At 54.7% G+C, this 24,678-nt stretch carries 19 protein-coding genes and 2 pseudogenes; 11 read left to right on the top strand and 10 right to left on the bottom strand.

Features of this window, described 5'->3' with window-relative positions; all coding sequences use genetic code 11:
• The 3 genes from PHO31112_RS11590 to PHO31112_RS11580 form a co-directional block, all read left to right on the top strand.
• A partial coding sequence (locus tag PHO31112_RS11590) for an integrase core domain-containing protein (protein WP_150620638.1) occupies nt 1–323 on the top strand: 323 nt, incomplete at its 5' end.
• A 135-nt stretch (nt 324–458) separates the two neighbouring features.
• Nucleotides 459–1,118, top strand: coding sequence for a hypothetical protein (locus PHO31112_RS11585; RefSeq protein WP_150620637.1), 660 nt, complete (start codon nt 459–461; stop codon nt 1,116–1,118).
• Entirely contained in the window at nt 1,115–1,561 is a 447-nt protein-coding gene (locus tag PHO31112_RS11580) for a hypothetical protein (RefSeq protein WP_150620636.1), read from the top strand. The genes PHO31112_RS11585 and PHO31112_RS11580 overlap by 4 nt, the downstream gene beginning before the upstream one ends.
• 58 nt (nt 1,562–1,619) lie before the next feature.
• Here PHO31112_RS11580 and PHO31112_RS11575 read toward each other — a convergent pair whose 3' ends face one another.
• On the bottom strand, nt 1,620–1,865 hold the full coding sequence (locus PHO31112_RS11575) for a helix-turn-helix domain-containing protein (RefSeq protein WP_150620635.1): 246 nt from the start codon (nt 1,863–1,865) through the stop codon (nt 1,620–1,622).
• Between the two features lie 979 nt (nt 1,866–2,844).
• Between PHO31112_RS11575 and PHO31112_RS11570 the strand changes: the two genes are divergently transcribed.
• A complete protein-coding gene (locus PHO31112_RS11570; RefSeq protein WP_150620634.1) occupies nt 2,845–3,054 on the top strand; it encodes a hypothetical protein in 210 nt (69 codons plus the stop codon).
• A 200-nt stretch (nt 3,055–3,254) separates the two neighbouring features.
• On the opposite strand, the pseudogene PHO31112_RS11565 reads toward PHO31112_RS11570, so the two are convergent.
• From PHO31112_RS11565 to PHO31112_RS11540, 6 genes and pseudogenes are all read right to left on the bottom strand, one after another.
• Nucleotides 3,255–3,419, bottom strand: a pseudogene (locus PHO31112_RS11565) (IS3 family transposase); the annotation flags it as partial.
• Complete coding sequence (locus PHO31112_RS11560; RefSeq protein WP_150620633.1) at nt 3,410–6,910, bottom strand: DEAD/DEAH box helicase; 3,501 nt, start codon at nt 6,908–6,910, stop codon at nt 3,410–3,412. The pseudogene PHO31112_RS11565 and the gene PHO31112_RS11560, both read right to left, overlap by 10 nt.
• On the bottom strand, nt 6,911–7,675 hold the full coding sequence (locus PHO31112_RS11555) for a Hachiman antiphage defense system protein HamA (RefSeq protein WP_150620632.1): 765 nt from the start codon (nt 7,673–7,675) through the stop codon (nt 6,911–6,913).
• A 217-nt stretch (nt 7,676–7,892) separates the two neighbouring features.
• Nucleotides 7,893–9,866 carry a DUF3732 domain-containing protein gene (locus tag PHO31112_RS11550; protein ID WP_150620631.1) on the bottom strand — a complete coding sequence of 658 codons (1,974 nt, stop codon included), beginning with the start codon at nt 9,864–9,866 and terminating at the stop codon, nt 7,893–7,895.
• Nucleotides 9,867–9,868: 2 nt separating this feature from the next.
• Nucleotides 9,869–10,354: a three component ABC system middle component gene (locus tag PHO31112_RS11545; protein ID WP_150620630.1), complete on the bottom strand. Its 486-nt coding sequence runs from the start codon at nt 10,352–10,354 to the stop codon at nt 9,869–9,871.
• Nucleotides 10,344–11,552 (bottom strand): ABC-three component system protein, encoded by a 1,209-nt coding sequence (locus PHO31112_RS11540; RefSeq protein WP_150620629.1) that lies wholly within the window; start codon nt 11,550–11,552, stop codon nt 10,344–10,346. Before PHO31112_RS11540 ends, PHO31112_RS11545 begins: the two co-directional genes overlap by 11 nt.
• A gap of 478 nt (nt 11,553–12,030) precedes the next feature.
• Here PHO31112_RS11540 and PHO31112_RS11535 point away from each other — a divergent pair, with 478 nt between their 5' ends.
• The 6 genes from PHO31112_RS11535 to qatD all read left to right on the top strand — a co-directional run bounded on the left by PHO31112_RS11535 (nt 12,031) and on the right by qatD (nt 19,544).
• Nucleotides 12,031–13,689: an AAA family ATPase gene (locus PHO31112_RS11535; protein ID WP_150620628.1), complete on the top strand. Its 1,659-nt coding sequence runs from the start codon at nt 12,031–12,033 to the stop codon at nt 13,687–13,689.
• Nucleotides 13,686–14,552, top strand: coding sequence for an HNH endonuclease signature motif containing protein (locus PHO31112_RS11530; protein ID WP_150620627.1), 867 nt, complete (start codon nt 13,686–13,688; stop codon nt 14,550–14,552). The genes PHO31112_RS11535 and PHO31112_RS11530 overlap by 4 nt, the downstream gene beginning before the upstream one ends.
• Before the next feature lie 237 nt (nt 14,553–14,789).
• On the top strand, nt 14,790–16,658 hold the full coding sequence (locus PHO31112_RS11525; protein ID WP_150620626.1) for a KAP family P-loop NTPase fold protein: 1,869 nt from the start codon (nt 14,790–14,792) through the stop codon (nt 16,656–16,658).
• Nucleotides 16,658–17,533 (top strand): Qat anti-phage system associated protein QatB, encoded by an 876-nt coding sequence (qatB, locus tag PHO31112_RS28020; RefSeq protein WP_150620625.1) that lies wholly within the window; start codon nt 16,658–16,660, stop codon nt 17,531–17,533. Before PHO31112_RS11525 ends, qatB begins: the two co-directional genes overlap by 1 nt.
• Entirely contained in the window at nt 17,530–18,789 is a 1,260-nt protein-coding gene (qatC, locus tag PHO31112_RS11515; protein WP_150620624.1) for a Qat anti-phage system QueC-like protein QatC, read from the top strand. Before qatB ends, qatC begins: the two co-directional genes overlap by 4 nt.
• Nucleotides 18,786–19,544, top strand: coding sequence for a Qat anti-phage system TatD family nuclease QatD (qatD, locus tag PHO31112_RS11510; RefSeq protein WP_150620623.1), 759 nt, complete (start codon nt 18,786–18,788; stop codon nt 19,542–19,544). Before qatC ends, qatD begins: the two co-directional genes overlap by 4 nt.
• Here the strand turns inward: qatD and PHO31112_RS27555 are convergent.
• Nucleotides 19,509–19,727, bottom strand: a pseudogene (locus tag PHO31112_RS27555) (DDE-type integrase/transposase/recombinase); the annotation flags it as partial. The gene qatD and the pseudogene PHO31112_RS27555 overlap by 36 nt on opposite strands.
• A 777-nt stretch (nt 19,728–20,504) precedes the next feature.
• Nucleotides 20,505–21,329, bottom strand: a complete 825-nt coding sequence (locus PHO31112_RS11500; RefSeq protein ID WP_150620621.1) for a DUF6216 family protein — start codon at nt 21,327–21,329, stop codon at nt 20,505–20,507.
• 1,596 nt (nt 21,330–22,925) lie between these two features.
• Here PHO31112_RS11500 and PHO31112_RS11495 point away from each other — a divergent pair.
• Nucleotides 22,926–23,363, top strand: coding sequence for a hypothetical protein (locus PHO31112_RS11495; protein WP_150620620.1), 438 nt, complete (start codon nt 22,926–22,928; stop codon nt 23,361–23,363).
• Nucleotides 23,364–23,871: 508 nt separating this feature from the next.
• On the opposite strand, the gene PHO31112_RS11490 is transcribed toward PHO31112_RS11495, so the two are convergent.
• Nucleotides 23,872–24,573, bottom strand: a complete 702-nt coding sequence (locus tag PHO31112_RS11490) for a TetR/AcrR family transcriptional regulator (RefSeq protein WP_343042731.1) — start codon at nt 24,571–24,573, stop codon at nt 23,872–23,874.
• Between the last annotated feature and the right edge of the window lie 105 nt (nt 24,574–24,678).

Genomic DNA, 24,678 nt, shown 5'->3' with positions numbered 1-24,678 from the left:
ATACCCCGTCCGAAATCGAGTGGCTGAGCGACAACGGCTCGGGCTACACGGCCGACGACACGCGCCGGTTCGCAGTGGCCATCGGCCTGAAGCCATTGACCACGCCGGTGTGCAGCCCGCAAAGTAACGGGATGGCCGAGAGCTTCGTGAAGACGATGAAACGCGACTACGTCGCCTTCATGCCGAAGCCGGACGCAGCGACTGCTGCACGCAACTTGGCCATCGCGTTCGAGCATTACAACGAGAAGCATCCCCATAGCGCGCTGAAATACCGCTCGCCTCGCGAGTTCCGGCGCTCGATGGATTCAGCAACCTTAGTGTGACGCTGTGTCCGGTATTACAGGGGCAACTCCACCTCCAACCAGTTCAACACTTGGCTCGGAGGGCGTGTGCAATGGGGATTTAGTTCCGTGTTCGGGCGTTTGGGATACGCGGAGCCGGATGGGACGGAAATTCACGTGACTAGTCACCAATTTCGTCACTATCTCAATACCCTTGCGCAAGCGGGAGGGCTAAGTCAATTGGAGATCGCCAAGTGGTCAGGCAGGAGGGACGTGTCGCAGAACGCCGCTTATGATCACACCTCAGCAGAAGACATGCTGCAGAGATTCCGAGCTACGGTGGGCGATCCTCAGAAAATGTTTGGCCCACTCGCCACAGCGCCAATGCGGGCACTGATTGCGCGGGACGAATTTGCGATCTTGTCAGTGCCGACAGCACATACAACGGACGTCGGATATTGCATTCACGATTACACCATGTCGCCATGTACATTGCATCGTGACTGCTTCCATTGCTCTGAGTTGGTTTGTGTAAAAGGAGACGCTGTTCGGACCGAACTCCTGCGGCAGCGTCTGCATGAAGCGAGAACACTTCGCGACAAGGCGCTTGTTGATAGCTCGGGCGGTAGTCTCGGCGCCGACAGATGGCTCGTGCATCACATGTCGACGGTTGAGCGCATGGAGCAACTATGCGCAATTCTCTCGGACCCGAACACGCCGAATGGGGCGTTGGTGCAACTGTCTCCTCCAAAGGAGCCGGTGAACGAAGATGAATCGCGCCAGATATCCGCGCAGAAGATGAAGTTGGCCAGCAGTCGTCGAGTTGGTGGCAAATGAGCGAACGTGCTGCGCGACGTGGAAAAAATCTCGATGACGCTGATATTGCGACTATCGTGGGGATTCTCGACGGGTGGCATGGCCCCCTGAGCTGGGACAGCTTGATAAGCGAGGTGAAGAAGCGGCTATTTAGTCGATATACCCGTCAAGCGTTGCATCGGCATGCACGGATCCGTGCCGCGTTCTCGGCGGGAAAGGCCAGGGCTGAGCGTCCGAAAGCCTCGTCAGCGAAAACCGCTTCACCTGCAATTGTTGCACTTTCTCAGAAGCTCGAGCGAATAGAGGAGGAAAACCGGCGCCTTGTTCGCGAGAACGACGCACTGCTCGAGCAGTTTGCCCGTTGGGCTTACAACAGCTATGCGTCAGGACTCAGCCGGGAGGTGCTGGATCGCCCCTTACCTTTGATCAGTAGAGGGCAAACTCGGAAGCCGAAATCGAAGTAAGCGCGTCGAGGTGTTTCAGCGCTTCACTCATGAGCGGGAATCCTGCGATGTGGGCAGCTTAAAGCCCGCTGGCAATCAATATATCGGATGGCTTGCAATCGATCGCTTGCGCTATCCGAATCAAATTCAAGAGCGTGAGGTTTCGTTCGCCGCGCTCAATTCTACCCATGTGGCTTCGATCAATTCCGGTCGCGAGGGCTAGGGCCTCTTGAGAGTAACCGCGCGAAGTCCTGAGAGCGCGTATTGCACTCCCCAAGGCCGATAGATGGCCTTCGACATCGATTTTCGCGGACACTCTTTGCATCCGCAGATGGTCAAGGTATCATCGATAATTGACCACGGCATTTACGACCCAATCTGTCGCTGGGGAAGCATTCGTTCAAACGATTTGGGGTTGATGTTCCGAGGTAAGACAGTTGTTCATTACTTATGACGTAGCGGAAAAATCGCTGCAACGGCTGGTTCCTCCATTCACTAGCCGAGGGTGGGCGTCTGTGACGCTTGCGAAGATTGAGCCGATGTTGCTCGTAAATTTCCTAGCAGAAATCTGCGGGGAAAAGGTGCAGCGCTGCACGCTCTCCCAAGCGACTGACCCCGTTTGGGGATCCATGCGCAACATCGTGAGCTTGACACTACTAACGCCCGGACATGGCGAGGCGTCAGAGGCTTGGCAAGCCGCATCGGTGAGTCAGGTTTTTGTAAGTGGTACGTCAGACCACATCAAATACGTCACGTGTGCAGGGAAGGGATATGTTGTCCCGAGTCGCAGTGATCTGGATGTTGCCGAAGGTGATTGGGCACCAAACTACGAGCGTGGTGACGTCTATGTGGTGCCGAGTGAGACTCAGCCATGCTGTCAAGATGCTGACTGGCTAAAGGTCTATGGGGTATAGGCAGTAAAGTTATCGCGGCATCGACCGAATCTACGCGATGCCTCATTTTCGGTGATTTGACGCCGCCCGGTCTTCATCCGGAGAGCTTACCGCCACAGTCACCGGCGGAGCTTACGACGATCGTGCTGATCGCTTTCCTCCGAAGGAATTGCCGTCCTTGCAGACGAGCATGTCGCTCATACGCCATGTCGGCTGCCGGAGCCACTGGGCCGGTGTCTGGTTGTGTCGAGAACGCCCGGTGGATAACGCAGCGTAGGAGGTTCAGGAGCAGCTAAGCGGTTCCATCGGCCCTGATGCCCAGATGTACGATATGTCACCGCACCAGACCCGATTGGGAGGGACACATCTTCCAATGATACTCAGGTCGTAGAGCATTCGAGGAGGTGAGGTATGCCACAAGAACACGAAATTGACCTATCCATGGCACTTAACAAGTTTCATGAGCTTGGGCTCGCAGAAGGTGACTTGGGCTACGCGCACTGGCATCAAGTGGCTCGGTTACTTGAGCGAGCAGTGACCATGCAAACAGAGATCGACGCGCTGTCGAAGCAGTTCGAGATATGCCGCACCAAGCTCGCTAGGATCAAAGTAAGCGGATGATTGCCTGGTAACGATACCGTGACGGGCTAGGATTGCGTCCGGCAGTTGGAATCCCGTTGTGAGTATTTGAGGCTGACGTGCTGAACGTCTTCAATGCCATCCTGACATGATCTGTCCGAAAAACTACGTCAAATTTCGGACAAACCTGTCTGGAGTTCTGTTTCGAACCCATTGCAATCGCTGCTGGACTACTGCTGGAATCAAGACACTTTCCAGCCTCTCGCCAAGGCGCGTTCGAGGGCCTCGGGATGGGTATGACGACGGGTTCGATTGTAAAAGACTTCGATGTAATCGAAGATGTCGGCGCGCGCCAGATCGCGGGTCTTGTAGACACGTTTTCGCACGCGCTCCTTTTTCAAACTGCTGGATAATCCGGACCGAGGTACTCAAACTGTAGCTTGTCGTTTTCTCCAGTTGCAATCGCGCGACTTATGCCGACGGCTTCAGGATTCGGGGTCCATCCTAGCGTGCCGACCTCGCTGAAATCTGCCTTATACACCGCCCGCTCCTTTCCTGGTCCCCCGCCAAGCCGGAGTGGGGTGCCCGGGGGCAATGGCACGCTATGCCAAGCAACAGGCCCTTCATATGTTATCGCTGACCAAGGCTTGGATGCCTGAATGGCGTTTGGCTCGATGAACGTAAGCCAGAGCTCATGGGAGTCCGTCGTGGGCCAGGCTGGATTCGCCGATTGAGCTTGGACTTCGCTGGAATTCAGCCAAGACATCATTCCGGAAAAGGAGTCGAATAATGCGCCGGTTACCTCAACCGCACGAATCGCAGCGAGCCGCGACGCAAATCCGGCTTGTATGAGTGTAGTGGCTGCGACCAACAGAGTGCCTGTCTCTACTGCGGCCACGGCATGCGCGCGCGGATAGTCGGACAGCTTGGGTTCGTCCGAGAAAATGTTTTCGTGCGCCGTCGCACGTACGCGAACTGCCTCCATAGCCCAAGGTAAGTTATAGACGAAAGCGTGCTCAATTAGTGAGACAGCTGCTTCGCAATCGCCACCAATTTCTGTAACGGGGCGACCAAGTAGCCACAGGCGGAGGACCTGCTCCCAGTTGACGAGAAGCTTATTTGGTCCGAATGGGGCAATCGTAAATGCCACCCTTGCAAAGGCAACGATTGCCTCGATTGCAGTCTCACCATCGCCAGTACCAATTGCAAAGTTAGCTGAAAGAAGCAATGCTTCCAGTTCCTGAGATCGCTTATCCAGTTCCTTGCCAGCAGCAAGACCCACTCCAGACAAAAAGTAGCCGCGACGCTGCTGCGCGGTAGAATTTGCCCAGACGAACTTTGCTCTTGCAGTCAAGCTTGCAGACAGAATTTTTCGCGATCCCTCCTGCAGGCGAGCCAATCTACGATTAAATAGAGACGACGCTAGAACCTCGTCAAGCTTCGCCTCGACTTGTTCGTCGCTAACTTGAGCGTCGCCTAGCAGGCTAAAGATGGCGGTATCGAGACTGGCAAGGTGACTTTCCCACTGGGCGACAGCTTGGGCATTTGCCTCTGGGGACTCGTCGCTAACTTCGGGGAATTCCCACGCCCCTTGGCCCGCCACATAATTCAACAGCAGAGTGATGTCCTTGGAGCCAAGCTTCTTAATCATCCGCAGGAGCAGTGAAACTATAAGTCGGACCAGTCCACTCTCCATCTCGCGACCTTTGTCGCTGTCGATAAGGCTACGCCATGCTGCTCGCCGCTTGAGGTGGTCGTCGAACATTGGATAGAGTACTAGCCCCTCGATGTCGACATACGCACGCCCAGCTCGTCCAACAACGTTACGAAACTCTGAAATGTCCAAGATTTTTCGGTCCCGGGTAGTTCCATGAAAGACTAGGCTTGTCGCAGCGAGATTAAGTCCTTGGGCAAGAGTGGGTGACGAAACAGTTAGCCTAAGTGTGCCGTCGCGCAGGAGTCGCTCAATCTCCTTCCGGTACGGGGTAGGTAGCTCGCCATGATGTACCGCGACGCCAAGACGCAGGCACTGAAGAATCTCGTGGTCAGCGCCAAACCACTCCGCGCCGACCGAGAGTGCTGCTGACAGTGCGGTAACGGGGTGCTCCAAGACGGAATCGATATGCCCACGCTTGTGCATCTCGATGATCCGTTTGGCGAATGGGATAACGGACACGCGAAGAGGGCAGAACACAAGGACTGTCTGACCATCGTCCATGAGACGCCAAGCAGTAGCGATACACAATTCGGTCTGGTCTGACGGGAACACCTTTGTACCCTTGCCTTTTGTCGGCTTTTTTCCAACGATGAATTTGGGTACAAATGGGGTCTCGTCACCCACAGTGATGCTGAGTTGCGCGTACTGGCCCTGAGGCTTCCAATCAACCTCCCCGAACCGCAGTCGTGTCGGCCTCCAACTGTCTTTGATGAGCCCGTCCACCTTGTCTCCGGTCAACCAAGCTGCGAAGTCATCAAGTTGCTCGCCATCTGGCAAGATGGCCGACAAGCAAATGATTCGCCGTGAGGCCGCGTCTGCCCGGCGAAGCAATCGCTGTATCTGCGCTTCGTAGCGAACCTCCCGTTCACCAAGGCCAATCATGTGACCCTCATCAAGAACCACGAGGCCGACGTCGTCGAGTAAATCTGGATCACTTCTCAAGGCGAAATCGAGCTTCTCCGGCGTTGCGACAACGACGTCCCTTGCGCGTAAAGCATCTACGTCGGTACCGCTAGCACCGATGCTGCCGTAGAGACTTGAAACCGTTTTACCGAGGGGAGAGAACGTTCGCCGAAGGCCTACCTCAGTCTGCGCAGAAAGGGCGCGAAGTGGGGTCACAAAGACCACGCGCTTACGGCGGGCTAAGCAGGCCAAGATGCATAGCTCGGCTATTCGCGTTTTGCCAGCGCTCGTTGGCAGTGAGAGAACCAAGTTGGCGTCGAAATCCAGCACGCGATTTGCCGCTGGCAATTGGGACGGCCATAGTTCTATCTCAGCGCGTCGCCGTCGATGCAACGAAGCAATGAAGAGTTTTCTCAACGTCTGCCAGTCATTCACCTCTGCTCCGGCCGGGCCGATAAGGGGCAGAACTGCATGAAAGCTGGTACTCCAAAGTCCGGCCACGAGATGGATGGCTAAGCGGTGGACCCACCATTGCGCAACTAAGTTGAGCTGCCCCGCAACCTCAAGCCCCTCTCGAAACCTTTCGAGTGCGCTTTGGGCCAAGGCTTGCTCTCCCCTTTCTAATGCCAGCAAAGCCTGCGACATGGCCGCCATAAAGTTGCCCTCGAGCGCAAGCGTCATTGCCTCCAAGACCTGGTCTTCTCTCTGCTCGTCGCCGTCGCCCGCATCATGCTGCTTGTCGGGCAAGGTAATGAACTGAATGATCGCCTCATCGGTGCCAACGCCCGACGCAAACCAAGCAGAGACATCAGTCGCAAGGCCATCAAGGTCGCGGAGCATCAATTTGGCCAAGGCGCGCTCCACAACGGAGAGATTTGACTCCGCGAGCCCCTCGTGCAGCAATGAGTAGGCGCGGGCCGAGAACCGCCCGAGGTGATAGGAGGCAGCGGCTATTAAGCGGTGAAAGTCGCGTTCTGGGCTGCTGATGCCCCTTGCAACAACAGCTTCGAGCGATTCCGCAGCGACCTCGAAGGCCTTCCCGGCTATACCACGTTCGCCGTCGAGGTCTATGAATCGCAGTCCATGCAAAAGCAGTGAGTATCCGAACGAAAGCAAATTATCGGACAGGTCTGGGCTGAATTTGGGGGCGTTCTCAGGCAGGACGCCCTTTCGCCAAATCATCCCGCGGGACTGCCCCCTTGCCAGCAATCGCTGCCTATATCCTGGCGCAATCGCCGCTTCAATGTTTGCCTGCAGTGCCTCTAGCGTGGACGCCATTTAGACCCCCGCAGCGGCTTGAAAGACTGCCTTGATGAATGCTTGGTGGGACTTGACCCGCAGCGCGACGTAGTGCTGCGGCACGACGCCAGCGTACGTTTCCAGGTTCGCGCGAAGCAAATTGGTTGGGTCATTTCCGGAAAAGGTGAATAGCATGTGAGTTACTTGACGCAACTTAAATCCATCCTTTAATAGGACGTCGTCCAGAGCGTTCATCAGTTCCATGTCTCCAGCTTCTCCAAGTCGGTCAGCGACGAACGCGACCGCGTGAGCTGACGGTAACTCTCCATCACCAGATAGAGCCTTCCGGGCTTCCTGAATGACTGCGGTGGGGAGAGCGGCGCGGCTTTTGACTTCAGCCTTTAGCACCTTGAGGCCCTTTCCATTTGTCCCAAGGCTGAATGCGAGCACGTCGTCCCCGCGCATTGCCATGTTACGGTGGTCCTTCCAGCGCAGTCGCTTGATACCAAGCTTAAAGGGCGTGGCTTCACGGAGGTAGGCCGTGCACAAGATCTCCCCTAGGTCACCAGATTTGATTGCAATCTTGGTGGGCAGCTTTTGCTCGATATGGCGTGCAACCTCGATGCGCCCGAGTCGCGCGAGTAGACTGGCTACCCGATCTGGGGAGGTATAGTGGTCGGGGACGGACTTTGCTACCACCTTGACCGCATGTGCCTCTTTGGCCGGGTCAACCGTTAGCAATCGCAGCCTGTGGTCCGTCGCCGGAGTCTCCTTCTCGATGCACCATTCATTGAACTTAGTCATCCGTTGCCTTGTATATGAGTATCAATCGCTTTCTAAAGCATGGGCCGAGCGCATCACGAACTCCGGTTCGCGTCGACGTAGGTTTGATGTGCGCCGCTCGCTCGACGCACCCAAGGTTAGGCGGCAACAATGCCTCATGAATGCAAGAAAAAAGCACTTCGCTGGGAAGCTCGCCGCCAACGACTAATCAGAGATCAAGACACCCTATTGCGATGCTTTACACGGGTAAATCAAACCAATCCGGCGGTACTAAATAGTCGTCGCCGCGCCACTCTTCTGCAAGCTTGACGCCCTCAAGCTTGTCCCAGACGTCTGGGCCGGCGTGGTCCAGTACAATGATTTGAAGTTTCCCATTACAGTGGGTTGCAAGTTTTCCCATGGCCGCGAAAAAGCCCCGGATTGACTGAACGTCCTCATCCAGCAGTTCGTTTTCGTCGAATTCCTGTCGAGCGAGTCGACGAGGAAAATACACTTGGCTGGGCTGGTCGAAAATGACCAATGCCGGTACGGGAGAGTTGGCCTGCCTCAGGAAAAATGCCTGAAGGGCCAATATTGCAGCTACGTGATACGAGAGCCAGTTGGCCCCACTTCCGAGCTGCCATAGGAAGTCCTCGCGCCCGGCATAATTTGATACGCCGACGGTGAGCTCCTTGATATCAAGGCGCGCAGGCGCATCTTTGCGCTCGACGTCCAATTGAGCTGCTATTTTTGTGAGGTTATTCGATACCCGACCTACCGAAGTTTGTAGTTGTCGCGCATATTCCGCCTCGGAGAGCGCATCGTATATTTCGCTGATACGTGTATTCAGTTTATCGATTTCGTCGTCTAATCCATTCGGCTCCGAGCGTGCAGAGAAAAGCTTGAGCGCCTCCTCGACTCGGCCCAAAAATCGCGCTACACGTGCCGTAGCCAGTTCGCGGTCTCGGATGTTTTTTGAGCGTTCTTCAATGGCGCGTTTCCGGACGCGAACGGCTTTCAACTGGTCATCCAGTAATTGAAGTTTTTTCGTAACTTCCACGAGGTCTCGGTCTAGTACAGGAGGGGCTTTGGAGACCGAGTAAGTTTCGTCTTCGATAACCGACAGCGCGTCGCATAACTGGTCGAGTTCATTGTGCGATGAATCCATAGATCCATCACAAATCGGACAACGTGTTCCGTCGTTCGGAAGAGACCTGAGCCACCGTGAAATACCGAGTCGGGTTGACTGGTCCGAAAGACTACCCTTGTAGTCGGTGACAGTATTTCGAACTGCAGTTATCTGAGTAAGTCGATGGCGCGCAACGCTGAGTTCGCGCGTGACAGTGGACTCCTCATACTGTAATGCGGCGTACTCTGATGCGGACGCGTGGGCACCGGCAAGCGAGAAACCATAACCGCCTTCACTCAGCGATACGATGGATTCAAGCGTGCCAATTAGCGTTTGCTCCGTAGCATCAGGAAGTTCACCGGTAAACAAGCCGAGCTCGCGAGCTTCGGTGACCCACACTTGCAAGTTGGCGAGCCACGTTTGGGAAACTTGGACGTACGCTGCCTGTTCGCGCTGCTTTCGGCGCAATTCTCGCAATAGGTTTTCCAACTCCCACTTGAGCGCCAGGCGTTCGCCGGTTGCGGCACCCAACACATAGGGGAAAATGGTTCTGACCTTTTCGCGATGCTCTACCGTGTCTGCTCTGAAGAACAGGACATCGGGGTTGGCAACGATGTTCTGGGGCTGAAAACAAAAGGCCAGTGTGTCCCGGAAGCTCGGACGTCCTTGGAAGCCGTTCGCGGTATCTTCTGAGTCGAAGCCGAGATTGGACAGTCCGGCCACCCTGTCGAGCATTCGTTTGACGGCCTGACGGGTTGTGTTCTTCTTCGGCTGTTCAAAAGGTATTTCTACCGTTGTGTCCTCAAGCAGCATCATTTCATCGGTACTCTGCTGATTGCCTGGCTCCCTGCGCGCCAGAAGTTTCTCACCTTCAGTAGTCCGAACGAGAATGCCAAACCAGGAACACGACTCACGGATTGTGCCTGCGGGAATGCTGCAGAGACGTGACCCGAGGCAGTAGTCGACAATGGGAATAACGGAGGACTTGCCGCGCTTCGACGCACCGCTAATGACATTGACTACACCTGGTGCAAATGGGACACGTCGCGGGGTGAGCCCAGAATTCTTCGGCCAGAGAATGACTTCAAGTATCTGCAGTTGCACGGTTACAGCTCCAGTCGAAGCGAATAGCAAAGTTCACGGATAGATGTCTGCTGAGCCCAAACTCCGAGTTTCTCCGCTGCAGAAGCGAGCGTGAGTACTTCAGATGGCAATGCACGTGTGAAAGTCATGCTGCGCGGCCATAGAAGCGCTGACTCCGTCGACAAAGTCAGAAGGCCAGTGGACAGACTTAATGCGAGTGAGCGTCGCGAAAGGTCAAGCATCGCCTGCGCACGCTCTTGAATGGAGAAGAGAAGGTCAATCTGTTTATCAAATTTGCTTTCAAATTTTCGAATTCCAGACGACTTGTACGTGCTCGTAACGACCTCGCGCAGGTCCTCATTGAGAATGACAGGGAGTACAACGAACGAAAGAATCGTGGGGCATCCGTCGGCATTGCCACTTGATCTGTAGTACCCGCAAACAGACCGCCAGATGAGAGTTGCGCCCAATCCGGAGTTCTGGATGGCATCGATTTCGTCAAGCAGCATCCGCAATACCTCCCGGCCGCTCAAGAAGGGTCGCAAAGTCCGGGTGCCACCCTATAGTCAACGCATTTGCCAGCTTATGGAAACTACCGGGAGTGAAGTGTGTCGAGACGGTCTTTCCTTGGAGCGGGACGGACGCTTCCAAGCAGGACGCTAGAAGGACCGCTCCAAAGTCCTCTGGGGGCTTCCCTCGCATCTGGACCTTCACCGCCATCTTCTTTGCGGTCCATGCGCGTTTTAGCGCAGCTTCATACTCCACTAGGCTGTCTCGATGGATGTATCCACGCTTAGCCCATTCTGTCCGGTCTGTGGCCGCCATCAGAAACGTGTTGATTGCATCGTAAAGCACGTCCTGCTCGGCGCCGATTATGTGCAATTGTCGAAGATACATCTGCTCAAGGAGAAACTCGGCTTGGACCGCTTCCGGTGTCGGAGGTGTTGCGCGGGAGGGGAGTGTTGTGTCGCTGCGGTCAACTTTTCTAACCACCGCGAGATATTCCTCATGAAACTCGTCGCGACTGACTACTGCCGGATTACGCTTCTCAATTCGGTCAAAAACAGTGGTTCGAATCCACCCAGTTAGTTGATGCAGAATCTGTTCGACGTTCTCTGCCCCAACGGGAGCACAGGCGATTTCTTGCCTAATCTCATCGTATGGGGCACCGATACCTTGCTCAAGAGTGAACGCTTGGATGATGTCTACAAGGGCGTTTTCACGAGCAGAGAGGACAATGTCTACGTGTTTGGCAAGCGTTTCGGGAACTGAAGCGCGTTTATCAAAATTAGGAGCATCCCCCCAGAATTCCTTTCGAATTGCCGCGATTGCCGCATGTGCGTCCTGTCTTGTGACGGAGTCACTAAGCTGTTGAGCAATTTTCCCCTGATACGGCTGCGCTACGTAGAGGACGAATTGAGTCCCGGCCGGGATCTTTCCGGATCGGCGTCCGTTGAGCCAATTTGCGAGGGTCTTCCACAAGTCGACCGAGCGGTCACTAATTGGGTTATGTGCGAGTCCGCTTTTGACCTGCTCTGCAAATTTGCTACCGTTCTGCCCCCCGGAAACGTCATCAAGACACTCAAGGGCGACGGTGTCGCCTGGTCGTGAGCGGAGCAGGTGGTGAAGGAATCGAGCTTCCTGTATGCCATATCCGTAGAATTGGCCTAAGGCGCCATTTGCGCCATCTTGTGATTTTCGCGCCACGATGTCCCCGGATTGTCTGCGCTAGCTCCAGGCCCAAAATAAGCAGACTGGATCGGAGTTCTTATTGTAAATTGCAGAAAATTTTCCTGATTTTAGGCGAATATTAAGTAGGAAGGAAGTCTGCGGCGTTAGTCTAAGCTGGGTTCTCCTTAATTTTTCGTCTAACGACTTGGCGTTTTCTCAAGGAAATTGTTGATGTTTTGTCGCAGAGGGAGCGCCGTTGCAATATTCTTGCGCACGAAGTCTAAAACTCATGGAATGAGCTGACTGAACAAAATTTCTAATGGCATCTCGAAAATTCCGAGACGTTAGAGAATGGTCTATACGAAATCTCTCAAAGAGAAGGCTAGTCGGGTTGGCCATGTAATGGTGTCCGCAAGTTATTTGAAGCGGCTCCGGAGATTCCCCGATTGCATGAACTGTCTTGCTGAGGCGTGAGGCCCATGGGTGATTGCTGGACAACAAAAGGTAACTTGGTATGACGAAAAGGAAAAAATCTGGTGACTCTGGCCCGAGTTTTAAGGTCATGTTTGGACTGTCTGGGTCTGCAGAATTTCCGATTCCCGAATTTTCTGCGCTGGTAGTCCCAAATCATGACGGTTGGATTGATTCCGGTTTCCGCACGAGAGTACGAATTCTTGTTCGTCTGACCGACGAGCGGTTTGAGTTTAGCGGGCACCTCGGATTTGTCGAGTCGTCAAGGGGGCAGCTGAGCGATGTTCGTAGGCTCGAAAATATTTTAGATGACTCAAGCTCCCTAACACTCGCTGCGAGTGACTCGCAGCATTTCTTCACGATGCTACCGAGTCTTGACTCATACAGAAAAATCGTCATCTTAATCGGCGTCGAGCAAGCGGGGAGATTGCTCGTCGCTCTCAGGGATGTTGTGGCGTTATCCGAGTTGCAACCGACGTCGAATATCCCCGATGCTGCAGCTGATACTGCGGTATTCCAGAAGTCGTTTGTTCGAACTGCTGAAGCTTTCTTCGCGTACAAGAATGCGGGGAGCATCTTGCATGGACTGGACCGCGAGAAGTTTCATCGGATGTCGAAGGATATTTGCGTAAATTTTCAACTGGCAGGGTGCAGGAATCGGCACGAACTAAAATTTGAATTTGACCATGCAGCGAATCTTCCGAAGCGCATTGCGGTCGTCATCGGAAAAAATGGTGTCGGGAAGAGTCAGGCGCTAAGTACGATAGTTCGCGCAGCACTAAATGGTAGCGTGAGCGCTTTGAACGACGGTGGTAAGAATAGACGCGTCTTGATGAACCGATTGCTTGCATTCGCGCCAACGAATGAGTCTGCATCGGTGTTCCCTGGAGAAAGACGTAAGAATGCGAAGGTCTGGTACAAGCGATTTTCTCTCAATCGCGGTGGCCGGCCGCGTAGACGAGACGGTGTTGCCGATACAGTGATACAGATAGCTCGGTCTCCCGAGTACATCGGAGATAGCCCTCGGTGGAGGCTTTTTCTCAACGCGATTGAGGTCATCTCGAATTGGCGGGAGATTGCTCTATTGAGACGAGACGCGCAGGAAGCCCCTGTTTATATTCATTTGCTTCGCAGCGGTTTGAATCAGGATGCGCTTCTAGATGCATTTTGGTCAATTGACCTGCGTGCAGACCCGGTGCGATTTACTGAGGGGCGTGCGTATCCGTTGAGCAGCGGCGAAATTTCATTCTTGAAGTTTGCTGCACATGCCAGCCTTCATATAGAAAACGGGTCACTCCTGCTGTTAGACGAGCCCGAGACCCATTTGCACCCGAATTTCATTAGTAGTTTTGTGGCAATACTTGATGGCTTGCTCGCCCTGACAGGTTCTGCTGCCGTGATAGCTACACACTCGGCATACTTCGTTCGTGAGGTGTTTAGTGAGCAAGTGACGGTGTTGCGGACCAATGGCGGTATTGTCTCGACCGCACCGCTACGTCTGCAAACGTTTGGGGCGGATGTTGGGGCAATTTCGTATTTCGTGTTTGAAGAAGACGAACCGTCGAAGCTAGTGACCGAGGTCGAACAGCGATTGCTTAAGCGCTTCAACTCGTGGTCGGAACTGTATGAGGTGTACGGCGATGAACTCTCACCGAAACTGCTAGGTTCGTTGAGACTGGCTTTGGAGTCGGGACAGCGATGAACAGGCTGCCTCATCCTGCAGTTGACGACGCATGGGCGCTGGAGAGCCTTGCGAATAACGATGCTCTTGGAAGCTACCCGCACTTGCTGATGTGGGTCGATGCCATAGCCGAGGGATATGAGCAATACCGTGCATCCGGTGGCGACGCACTCCATGTCGTCAAGGTGCCAATCTCCCAGGAGGTTGGCGATTTTCTGAAGGGACACTACGGCAGCCCACCACAAGACCTAGCGCACATTCCCCTGATTCGAGAGCAATCCCGTCATCGGCTCTGTCCGATGTGTGGCTCCATGCGCTGCGGTACGTTAGACCATATTCTGCCCAAAGCGGATTTCAGTGAGTTTTCGATTTTTTCGCTGAACTTGGTCCCCGCATGCGATTGTAATAACAAGCGCGGCCGGAGCACTACCGGGGCTACCCCAGGCGCGCGTATTCTTCATCCGTATTTCGATGACTGCCTGAGCGAGCGCCTTATCTCCGCGTCCTTTGAAGACTTAGGTGTTGTCCCAAGAATTGGACTCACGATTCTTATTGATACTACCCATCCACTATTTCGCGCCGTCGAATTTCACGTCAAGGAGATTGTTGGTAAGAGCGGTATCTTGGACTACTTGTTAGTCCGCTGGTCAAGCTTTTTTGAAATGCCCGAACAGGTTGTTCGGGCTCTTGGCGAGATACCGTTTTCGATAATAGCGCTTCGGGAAACGTTGCGTCGAGAGCTCGAAATGCTGGATAGGCATCACAAGGGACGAAACAACTGGGACTCAGTCTTTATCCACGGTCTCATGCAAGATGATGTACTTGATTGGCTGTTTGCGTGTCTGACCCGTCCTGGTCGTGCGCAGAATGACCCTCTTCTATGAGGTCGGTATGCGGCGGGGAGACGTCGAATGCTTGGCGATGGAATAGTTTCGCAACTGCATCGAGGCAAAGCTCGTGATCGAGGACCGGCGGGCGCGCTACTACGTAGTGCGCCCGCATTCAAGTTTGCCGTACCTAAGCCGGACTCAAACAGTCAGTACTACCGCCTTCGCCATAACACTTATACAGATCGAGTATTATGGAGTTCTAAGTAGAAAACCGTAAATCCGGGGGTATTGATGTGGCATGACAATGAGACCACGGTCGATTACGTCAACTTCAAGCTAGTAGCGAAAGTCTGTGCGGATCTGGTCAGGGATTCCGGCGGGGAGCCAATCTCGATTGGTGTCTCCGGGGGGTGGGGAACCGGAAAGTCCTCACTCGTACGAATGATTGAAACTGAACTGGTTTCTGGAGGTTTCTCAGCCACGTCATGCAAAAACAACCGAGAGCCTTATGTGGTAGTGACCTTCAATCCTTGGTTGTACCAGGGATTTGAAGACGCCCGCACTGCATTATTGCAGACAGTCGGTGACGCAGTTCTCAAACAGGCAGAGGGCTCGCAGACGCTGACCGATAAGGCAAAGGCATTCGTGAAGCGAATCAACCTACTGCGGTTAGCTCAGCTTGGTGGCGAGGTGGCTGCGACGGTGGTCACGGGTGTGCCCGTTGGCTTGCTAAGCAAAACCTTTGACCTCGGCCTCGGTGCATTTCAAAAGGGTTCTGCGTCGGACGTTATCGACGCAGTAAAAGGCGTGCCTGAGGCGACGAAGGGCCTGATTGATGACGCAAAGCCACGGTCGCTTCCCAAGGAAATTCAAGGGTTCCGGGACGACCTTGAAGAACTGCTGCGTGGGTTGGGAGTGACCCTTGTCGTGTTCGTAGATGATTTGGACCGATGTTTGCCGCAAACTGCAATCGCGACCTTGGAAGCAATCCGTTTGCTTCTGTTTCTTAAGGGTAGTGCGTTCGTGGTGGCCGCAGACGACGTCTTTATTCGAGGTGCGGTGCGAGTACATTTCACCGGTACAGGCCTTGCGGACGAAGTGGTCACCAACTATTTCGATAAGCTTATCCAGGTCCCGTTGCGGGTGCCGCGCTTGGGTCCAAACGAAACTAAAGCATACACCGCACTACTATTCCTCGAGCGTGCCCATCGGGGGAAGAATATTGACGACAATCAGTTCGCGCTGGCCAAGGAACGCGTAGAGGAGCGCCTTCGCGAAACCTGGAAGGGAAAGCGGGTAGACCTCAGCTTCCTGGAAAGCCTCGCACCTCAAGGGGATGCTGAACTGCAGTCGCTCATGGGGCTAGCCGAACGTCTTTCGCCCCTGCTATTTGCCTCAAGGGCGGTTCAGTCGAATCCCCGCCTGGTCAAGCGATTTTTGAACACCGTCTTTCTCCGTCAAGCGATGGCCAAACCTCAGGGCATCGAAGTCAATCTCCCAGTGCTGGCAAAGTGGCACCTGCTCGAGCGTTGTGATGAGGGACTCGCAAATGCGCTAGCTGAACTCGTCTCCGCCGATAGCGATGGGAAGGTCGCAGTAATTGGTCAGGGGGAAGAAGCGGCAAAGGATGCCGAGGGGGGGCTTCCCGACGTGTTCGGCGATAAACCCTTCGCTCGCGAATGGCTGCTCCTGCCGCCATCGTTTGCGCATATGGACCTGCGACCGGTGTTGCATCTGAGTCGAGACAGCACCGTACGTGACTTTGGCCACGACGCGCTCACCAGTGAAGGGAAAATACTGCAGGAGGCCCTGGTTGCCGCTCGCGTCAAGAGCAAGCAACTCTCCGACGACATCCGTGCGGCCGGGGAAATACAGGCCATTCTCGCCATGACCCGCTCATGGGAAGCCCGCCGTGCCTCGCGTGACTGGAGCAAGTCCGAGGAAGTGTTGATGCTGACGGAAATCTGCGAAGTCTTCCCTGCGGCAGGTCCGCGCGCCGCAGCGCTACTGGTAGAGGCACCCGCCGCTCAGATTAGCCCTGGCCTGGTCCAGCGGATTGTGTCGGCGCCCTGGGCCCTCGAGGTGGTCAATGGTTGGGAATCCGATAGCCAGACTAGCGAAGTGGTCAAACGCGCGATACGCGCTGCAAGGAAGACGTAATGGGGACTTCAACTTCAAGTGCTGGGGCACCAGGTGGTAGCCCGTTTGACCCGCCTTGGCTGACAGATGTCGAACAAGGCATCGACACTTCGCAAACAGATGCACCGCTGGCGCCCGTTCGGCCTGCCCCACAGCCCGACGGTGGGACCGACGATACCGAAACTGATGACGCAGGTGCGGATGCAGTGCAAACCGTTGGGCTCAATATCGCACCTCCTGGGCGATACGGTGAGGCACGGCGAGCGCTGTCATCGTTTGTAAAAAGTGGGGGTAGCGCTGATTTGCGAAAGGGCATCAGCCGCTTGGTGAACAAGGGTATGGGTGGTTCGAGGCGGGCGGCCTCGCGCATGCAGTCAACGGTGACAGCAGCGTCTGCACTGGGGGGGCTACTTTCGGCTGCGCGAGCGGGTGGAGACCCTGACATTGACGCCTGGGTGCTTTCGGTCAAACAACGTAGTCTTGCCGCGGCAGACATCGCCCTTGAGGTCGCAGAGCGCCTTCTGCCACATGGCGGCAGCATAGACGAGGAATCGGCAAAGCACGCTATGGACCAAGCCATCATCAAGCTTTACGACACGGACCCAAACGCGGACATATTCAATCTGACAGACGACCAGATTGCTGATGTGATGACCTACACAATTGCCTATGACGTGTACAACCGGGTTCAGCTTGAACTGGGGCGGGTATTTGAAAAGCTCAAGTACTCCGCAAAGGTGGTCCATGAACGTCTGGGACAAGTTCTCGACTATGTTACCGGTGTGGTCGCAGCTGCGATGAAGGGTTCCCGGGAGGGTAAGAAGCCACGGTCGATGCGCGAGGTATCGGCCAAGGCAATGGAGGACGCAATGTTCGTATTTGGGACCGCAGAATGAAGGTCATTTGCACAAGCTTCGACGCAAGACCTCGAGCCATCCCAGCTGGGGCTCGCGCTTTCACATTCTTCCAGAGTTCAGACGTTGCAGGCAGCGAGCGAATCGCGAACGGCTGGCCGCAAGAGCTGGAGCGTGCCGGCTATGCGCCTTCGATTCCGATTTGGGATTTCGTGTTATTTGGATTCGCCGTATGCGCTGCAGACCTTGCGGTTCCGCGCAGCAAGAGTGCCGATGGATGGACCCGGAAGCTCGAGCTATCGGTCACCGTCGTCGACCCGGCTCCGTGGAACGCCCAGCGGCCAATGGTCGAGAGGATGCTTCGCATACTGACAGGTGATTTCTGGTCGGTGACCTTTTTGCCCGACGGGCCGCCGCCGCCGAAAGGACAACGGAGAATTTGCGACCGCGATTGCGTCGCCTTGCTCTCCGGCGGCCTGGACAGTCTGATTGGCGGCATAGATGCGATTGCGAAAAAACGACGACCCATCTTCGTATCGCAGCTTGCTTACGAGGACTCCGAGCGTCAACGGCAGTATGCGATGGCGCTCGGTGGCGGCGAATGGCACCAGCAATGGAGCCACCGAATTGACCCGTCCGCGCCGAGGGAGCCTTCGACGAGAGCGCGGTCCATGGGATTCTATGCGTTGGCTGTGTTGGCAACTTCTTTTTTGCCGACCATTGGTCCCGTGGAGATTCTGGTTCCCGAAAATGGATTCATTAGTGTGAATCCACCGCTACTTCCTGGGCGAATGGCAAGCCTCAGTACACGGACGACGCATCCGCTCTTCATGGACCAGCTGCAAGGCCTTTTCAATGCAGTGGGGATTCCAGCTGTACTAACTATGCCCTATCGGTTCAAGACGAAGGGCGAGATGATGATGGAGTGTCTTGACCAGAAGCTGCTAGCGCGCTTCGCATCGGACTCCACAAGCTGTGGTCGATACCGGACCTATAATCGGACTCACTGTGGTCGGTGTGTGCCCTGCATGGTCCGGCGAGCCGCATTCCTACGCTGGGGGCAGGCCGACGGAACGCGGTACAAGTTCCCCAACCTTCAGTTTTCTGAAAAATCAGCGGCCGATGACCCGATGGCGGTAGCGTGCGCAGTTCTCGCGACGGAAGCCAACGGTATTGATGCATTCCTTGGCGCGACCCTTTCGTTTGCGAGGCAAAATGACAGGGCTGACTATCGAGACGTCGCAGAGCGCGCACTGTTTGAACTTTCGACGTTGCTAAAGCAGGACGGCGTTCTATGATGGATTTTCACTGCCACCTCGACCTGTATCCATCAGCTCGCACCGTCTACACCGAGTCCGCCCGTCGCTGTGAATTCGTGTGGTTAGTCACCACCAGCCCGAAAGCCTTCATTGCCACATCGCGCGTACTCCAACCTGTGCCGACCATTGTTATCTCGCCTGGCCTACATCCCGAGATTGCACACCAGCGGCACAATGAATTACCTCTACTGCTTGAGGAGATTGGGCGCGCGTCGGCGGTTGGCGAAATTGGCTTAGACGGCTCAGCTCGCTATCGCGAGCACTTTCCGGTTCAGAAAGCAATTTTCGAGGCAACTGTAGCGCGATGCAGCGAGTTAGGCGGCAGAGTCCTAAGTATTCATTCTCGTTCTGCCGCCAAAGAGGTTCTCGACACGCTCGAGCGACACAGTGCACATGGCACGGCCGTCTTGCACTGGTTTAGCGACTCGTCGATACAACTGAAACGTGCCATTGAGCTTGGCTGCTGGTTTAGCATCGGCCCTGCTATGTTGCGCAGTGCCAATGGGCTTCGTCTGGCAGCGTTGCTGCCTTCGGAGCGCGTCGTACCAGAGAGCGATGGACCCTTCGCCAAGCTGGCCGGCCAACCCATCATGCCGTGGGAAGCTATGGGAGTGGTGGGGTCTTTGGCCAGCCTCTGGAATCTGACCGAAGAAGAGGTGCTGGCACAGTTGACCGAAAATGGGCGCGAGCTACGCCATTTAATGACGGCAATTTCCCGGCAAATTGCTCACTGACGCCGAAAACAGCGCCCCGTTCGATTTCGAGCGCCATGCCTTGGCAGAGTGACTGCCTTGGTCCGAGTGATGCAGTAGTTCTTTCGATCGTCCCCGTCGCCAGACTGCCATCATCAATGCGTCGGCAACCAATTGCGAAGTCATGCTGCTCTGTATCGACCAACTGACGATACGCCGAGAGTACCGTGCTGACCACCCTGGCGAGAGGTTGAGGCGGAGTACGCAATGTTCGAGTGCAAGTCCGAGGTAAATAAAGGCTACATCGCGTATGCCGAAAAAAAGGTCGCGTCGGTTCGTGGCATGACTCGAACCTCAGTGGCAATTTCCCATGTCGGGGGTACGTTCCAACCTAAGCCACACTTCCGCATCCTTGCGGGGTTGCTCGCACCGCGCTCGAGTTGGGGCAATGGTCTCGACGACGCGTTTCTTGGTAACCTTAGCAGCGACGATACCCTAGCCCTTGGCTGTGTATGCGCGCTCGACCATGTGTGCTACGACAGGTATGACGGTGATCCCCTCCGTGTGTCTGAACAGGGAGCGATGATGTTCTTCCTGTTTCGCCTAATCGCGGGGCTAAAAAGCTGGGAACGGTGCCGGCAATTGATTGGGCTGCGTACAGCCGCATTATCAAAGCATGAAAACGATCCGGTGCGATGCGAATGTCGCAGCGCAGTCGTATGCACCAACTGTTCGTCGGGAGCCGTATAGCCGCTCGTCATCTCCACCCCTCTTAATAGCAGGCATTCTCGTCTAGACGGATGCGCCGCCGGGATCAGATCGCTACCGCTTGAGGCGGACCACCGCGGCCAATCTGCCTAACGAGATTGGCCGCTTCGCGCTTTCCAAACTCTGTCTCTTGTTTGTTTCGAGTAAGGCTTCGCTGCATGCCGTGTCGTCGCTCACGAATCCGCTCAACGTAAAACGTTGCATTTCATGCTGTATTGAATTCGGGCGCGATGCTCAGTCGATCAACCTTTTGCCGAGCCGACGGGTTTGTGCGCCGATGTTTGCGAGCCGAGTCATGGCGAGCGTGGCAATCAGCAGAATTCCCGTCAGAATTCCTGCGGCCCATCGTTGGAATTTTAGTGGTCCCTCCAGCTTGCTCTTCATGGAGCCGTCGAGAAGCGCACTGCAGATAGCGTCAACCTCCACGGGGTTAAGGCCTGTCTGAGCTTTGATCTTCTCTTGGGACTGCAGGCAGTTGGCGGGAGTGATGGTCCAGTTAGCGGAGTGGTCTCTGACGTTTGACTGGAAGTAGCTGAGAAATACCGATCGGGCCTGCTCCGGGGTGGCAATAAAATTGATTTTTGTCGCCTTTGTCACCAGTAGTGTCTCGCGCGAGACGGTTGCCTGAAGCGAGAATCCAAGCAATGCAAAGGAGACGACGAAGAAAACGAAGTAGCCGACTATGTTGCGTTTGGTTGGAATCTTCAGAAATGTTGGCTGCGTCACGTCGATGTACGGTGACACTCGAGCGAATGCTGAAATGGGTACCCCCTTGTCCTTGGCGAACGATAGGAGCCGCTGCGCGTCGGCAAGTCGCTCGAGCTTTACCCCAGAACGAAAGCGAAATGCATCAAGATCGTGCATATCCTGAAGATAGCTCCCGATCGTTGGGTCTTTAACATCTTGTTCACCAATGACTGTGCGCCATACCTTCGCGCGAACGACGTTCAACGACCGAATTCGCCAACTTACGTAGAGTAGGGCAACCACGAACAAAGCGGGGGTTATCGCCATCGTCATCAGGGGCGACTTAAAGAACGGAATAATGCTATCGATCATGACCGGTCTCGTTTCCTATGCGAAGTTTTCTGGATGAAGGCTGGTGTTCAAATCAAACGTCCATCGCAGGCGCTATAAATTTTCTTGCTTTACGACGGGTTTCAATTGACGGCACGTCTCAAGTGGACACTTATTGAACGTCGCAAGCGTAATTTTGGATGACTGCGAGTGACGCTATTGGATGACTTTCGCAGCTGTTACGTAGCTGTAACGTAGCTGTTCGAGATCGAGTTGAGCAATGGGGGCAGACATGTTAGATCCATAGAGACTCTCATGATCACGTGTCCGTTCCCAGCACAACTGACATTAATCGAAATTTACTGATTTTAGGAGCGCAGACCCAGATAGAAAATCACATTTTCGACGGCGTACTTCTCAGAGCGATGAGTTCTCGACACTTCCGAAAAATTTCACGTTATAACGACCAATGCGAAAGCTAATTTCCTCAATGGTACGAGCGCTAACGGGCACGCATCGCGTGTCGACAGGTATCGACGAACGTCAGGAACGCCCACAAGTCAGTAATACGAGGGATCCTTCCGGTACGGCACCCGCATCTGCTGATGCTCTTCCGCCACTTCATGCCCCGTTGCTTGCTGCATTATCGAAGTTCGAGCGTACGTCATTGGAGCGAGGAGAAATCTTGTTCCATGGATGCCGAGACAGCGCTCCCCACATAGACCTTCAGTCAATGCGTCTACTCGGCACAAGAAAATGGCTATCTGCGGATGCCTCCTACGCGTGCGACTACGGTCGCGCGTATGGCGGAGACTCGGGAAAAGGTTTCATTTGGATCTGTCGTCTACGCGAGTCGGTTCCTGCGCTCGCAGGAAGCCAGTATGGCTTGATAGAGTCGGCTCCTTGGCAGCTACATGAATTTCCATGGAAGTTACCGAACGAGTTCGCGCGCTATGCACAACACATTCTGAAAACCGACTCGACAGTTGCACTGCTCGATCACCCTCATGAAAATGGATATCATGAAGTGCTGCTCACGTTGCCAGAAAGCTCTGTTGAGGTCATTCGAATATTCGAATTGCCAAGCGATACTGCGGAGGCTAGGGAGTTTGGCGCCAGGCTTAATGATGAGTACCGCGTAGCTCCTGAATGATCAGTCGCTGGAGGGGGGCTAGGGAGGTGGTTGCACCTTTGCGGCAATTGAAATGCGACGTCTCTGCGGACATCGGCCTTCCATCGGAGCTTAACCTCGTAAGCTCTGATGCGTCTTACCATTTATCCCATCTCTTTATGAACGAAGCAGGCAATCAGTCGGCGATTTCGGTGGAATCAGTTCAATCAAGTCCTACGGTTGGTCGTGTGGTCGATTTTCGCCAAACCGTCCTCGATCTCAGGCGAAGGGCTAAATCGGCCAGACGTGTGCGAACGCTTATTGCGTCTGTCGTCGTAGCTTTGATCGTAGCGGCGGCCACGACAGTATTCTTTCGATATACAAGTGAAAGGCGCAGCTCATTCTCATTCGGGAAGCTAGCGAACGCAATGGTGCAAGGTGTAGCGTACACACCGGAGACAGTATTACTTAGACGTGTCGATTACGTACTCTCTCCTGCGTATCCCGATCCGATGCAATTGATAGCTATGCAACTGGACGCTGGAAAGAAGATCGAGTTTCCCAAGGTCGACACCGCTGAAACGACGCAACGCATGGATGCTGCAAGCAAGTTGCTAACCCTTTACGAACGTGCGCAGAAATCGGGCGGAACCTCGAAGGCTGAAACGAACCGGGTAGACTACTCGGACATTGCTGCCACGCTCGCGTTCTCGGCGGGTGCAGTTGCGTTGCTTCTGCTAGCGATTCAGATCGCCATAGTGTTCGTTCGCTACTACGTACAGCTTTCGGAGCTATATGAGGATCGCGCTAGCGCGTTAGACGCCGCTAATGGTGATATCGACGTCGCCGTGCGCCTGATGGACGCATTTTCCAAGAATGCGATTACTCTGGGGAAATCCCCCGTTACCCTCTATGAACGCTCCCTAGACGCTGCGACAGAAGTCGTGAAGGCACGAATCAAATAGGCATCCTTCAACAGGATTTTGGAGCATTGTGGAGGTATCGCGTCTGCCGATGCCTACCTAATCTGTGCTACATTGCGGTTGTCGTCCTTGCGGCAACCATTCTCAAAGCCCACACGTTCATGTGGCGCGTCAATAAGTCGATTTTTGCATCAGTCTCGATCGAAATTTCACCGAGTTCAGTGTTTTTTCAGTCCCCGGGCGAAACGTAAACAAGCTAGCGTTCTCCGTTGACTTGTTGCTACTTTGTATCTGCTGATCTTGCGGGATAGCCGCTAGTGTGGCGTTCTCACGAGTTGTTTACGTCAATTAGTGAACACAACCGTTCTAAGGTGGGACGATAGATGATCTGCCGCTTTTTTTGCGGCGGCTTATCTCTGTAATTTATTGATTTGTAATTGTTTTATGCGCGAGAGCGAAACGAAAGTTTCCTCTCGCGTTTTTGTTGGTCGGCCCGAGAAAAGCGCACCGCTGAGAAACGAAAGATTGGGTGGCCGGCGGAGACTCTGGCCTAACCGGCGGCGGCATTGGGATGCACCTGGTCCCGCATCCTCGCATGCCCACGCTCCAGAAGAGAATTGGCTGGTGCGTCAATGGAAGGCAGTTCGCTACGCACAAGCGCCTGAGCTTCCGACCGGCTGACTCCCAGGCCTCGAAGAATGGCCGCAACCACCTGTTCTGGTGGCGCACAGGTTTCCCGTTCGGTGGCAAAACGTTGCACCGTCGTCAGCGCTGTTCCAGCGATGACATCGAGCGCCAATTCCACCGTGACGTCGCGAAAACGCCCGCTCGCCAATCCCTCTTCGATGTGAACAGGCAGGTACACGTAGATCAGGCTGCTTGGTCCCGCAGCATGCAAGCCAGCAGCGGAAATGAAGCGTGCAAGCAGCGGATAAGTGTGCGCTGCATGCAAGAACATTCGAACGCCACAAGCGATTCGCCGTGCCGGATCGCTATACGAACCCACTTCCAGCTCGATGAGGCGAAGCAACTCATCGTTCAACTCCTGCGTCACCGCAGAGAGTAATTCTTCGTTCGTACGAAAGTAGTTGTAGAAGGTACCTTGGGAGACGCCGGCAGCCGCGATGACTTCTTGAATCACGCTGGCCCCAGCGCCTTTCTCTGCAAAAACCAGCATCGCGCTCTCAATCAATCTCGCGCGCATCCGCTCGCGGCGTTCTGCCGCGACGCGGGTCCGATGATCAATGGTCATGGTTTCACTCATGTCGCAATTATATGGCGTGAGGTGCTCCTCGCGGCCGGCTTCATAGGTAAAAACGAGAGTATTGTCATAATGACACATATCTCATTACAATGA

Source organism: Pandoraea horticolens (assembly GCF_902459555.1).
Taxonomy (GTDB): Bacteria; Pseudomonadota; Gammaproteobacteria; order Burkholderiales; family Burkholderiaceae; genus Pandoraea; species Pandoraea horticolens.
This window is presented reverse-complemented; position numbering and strand designations above follow the sequence as displayed.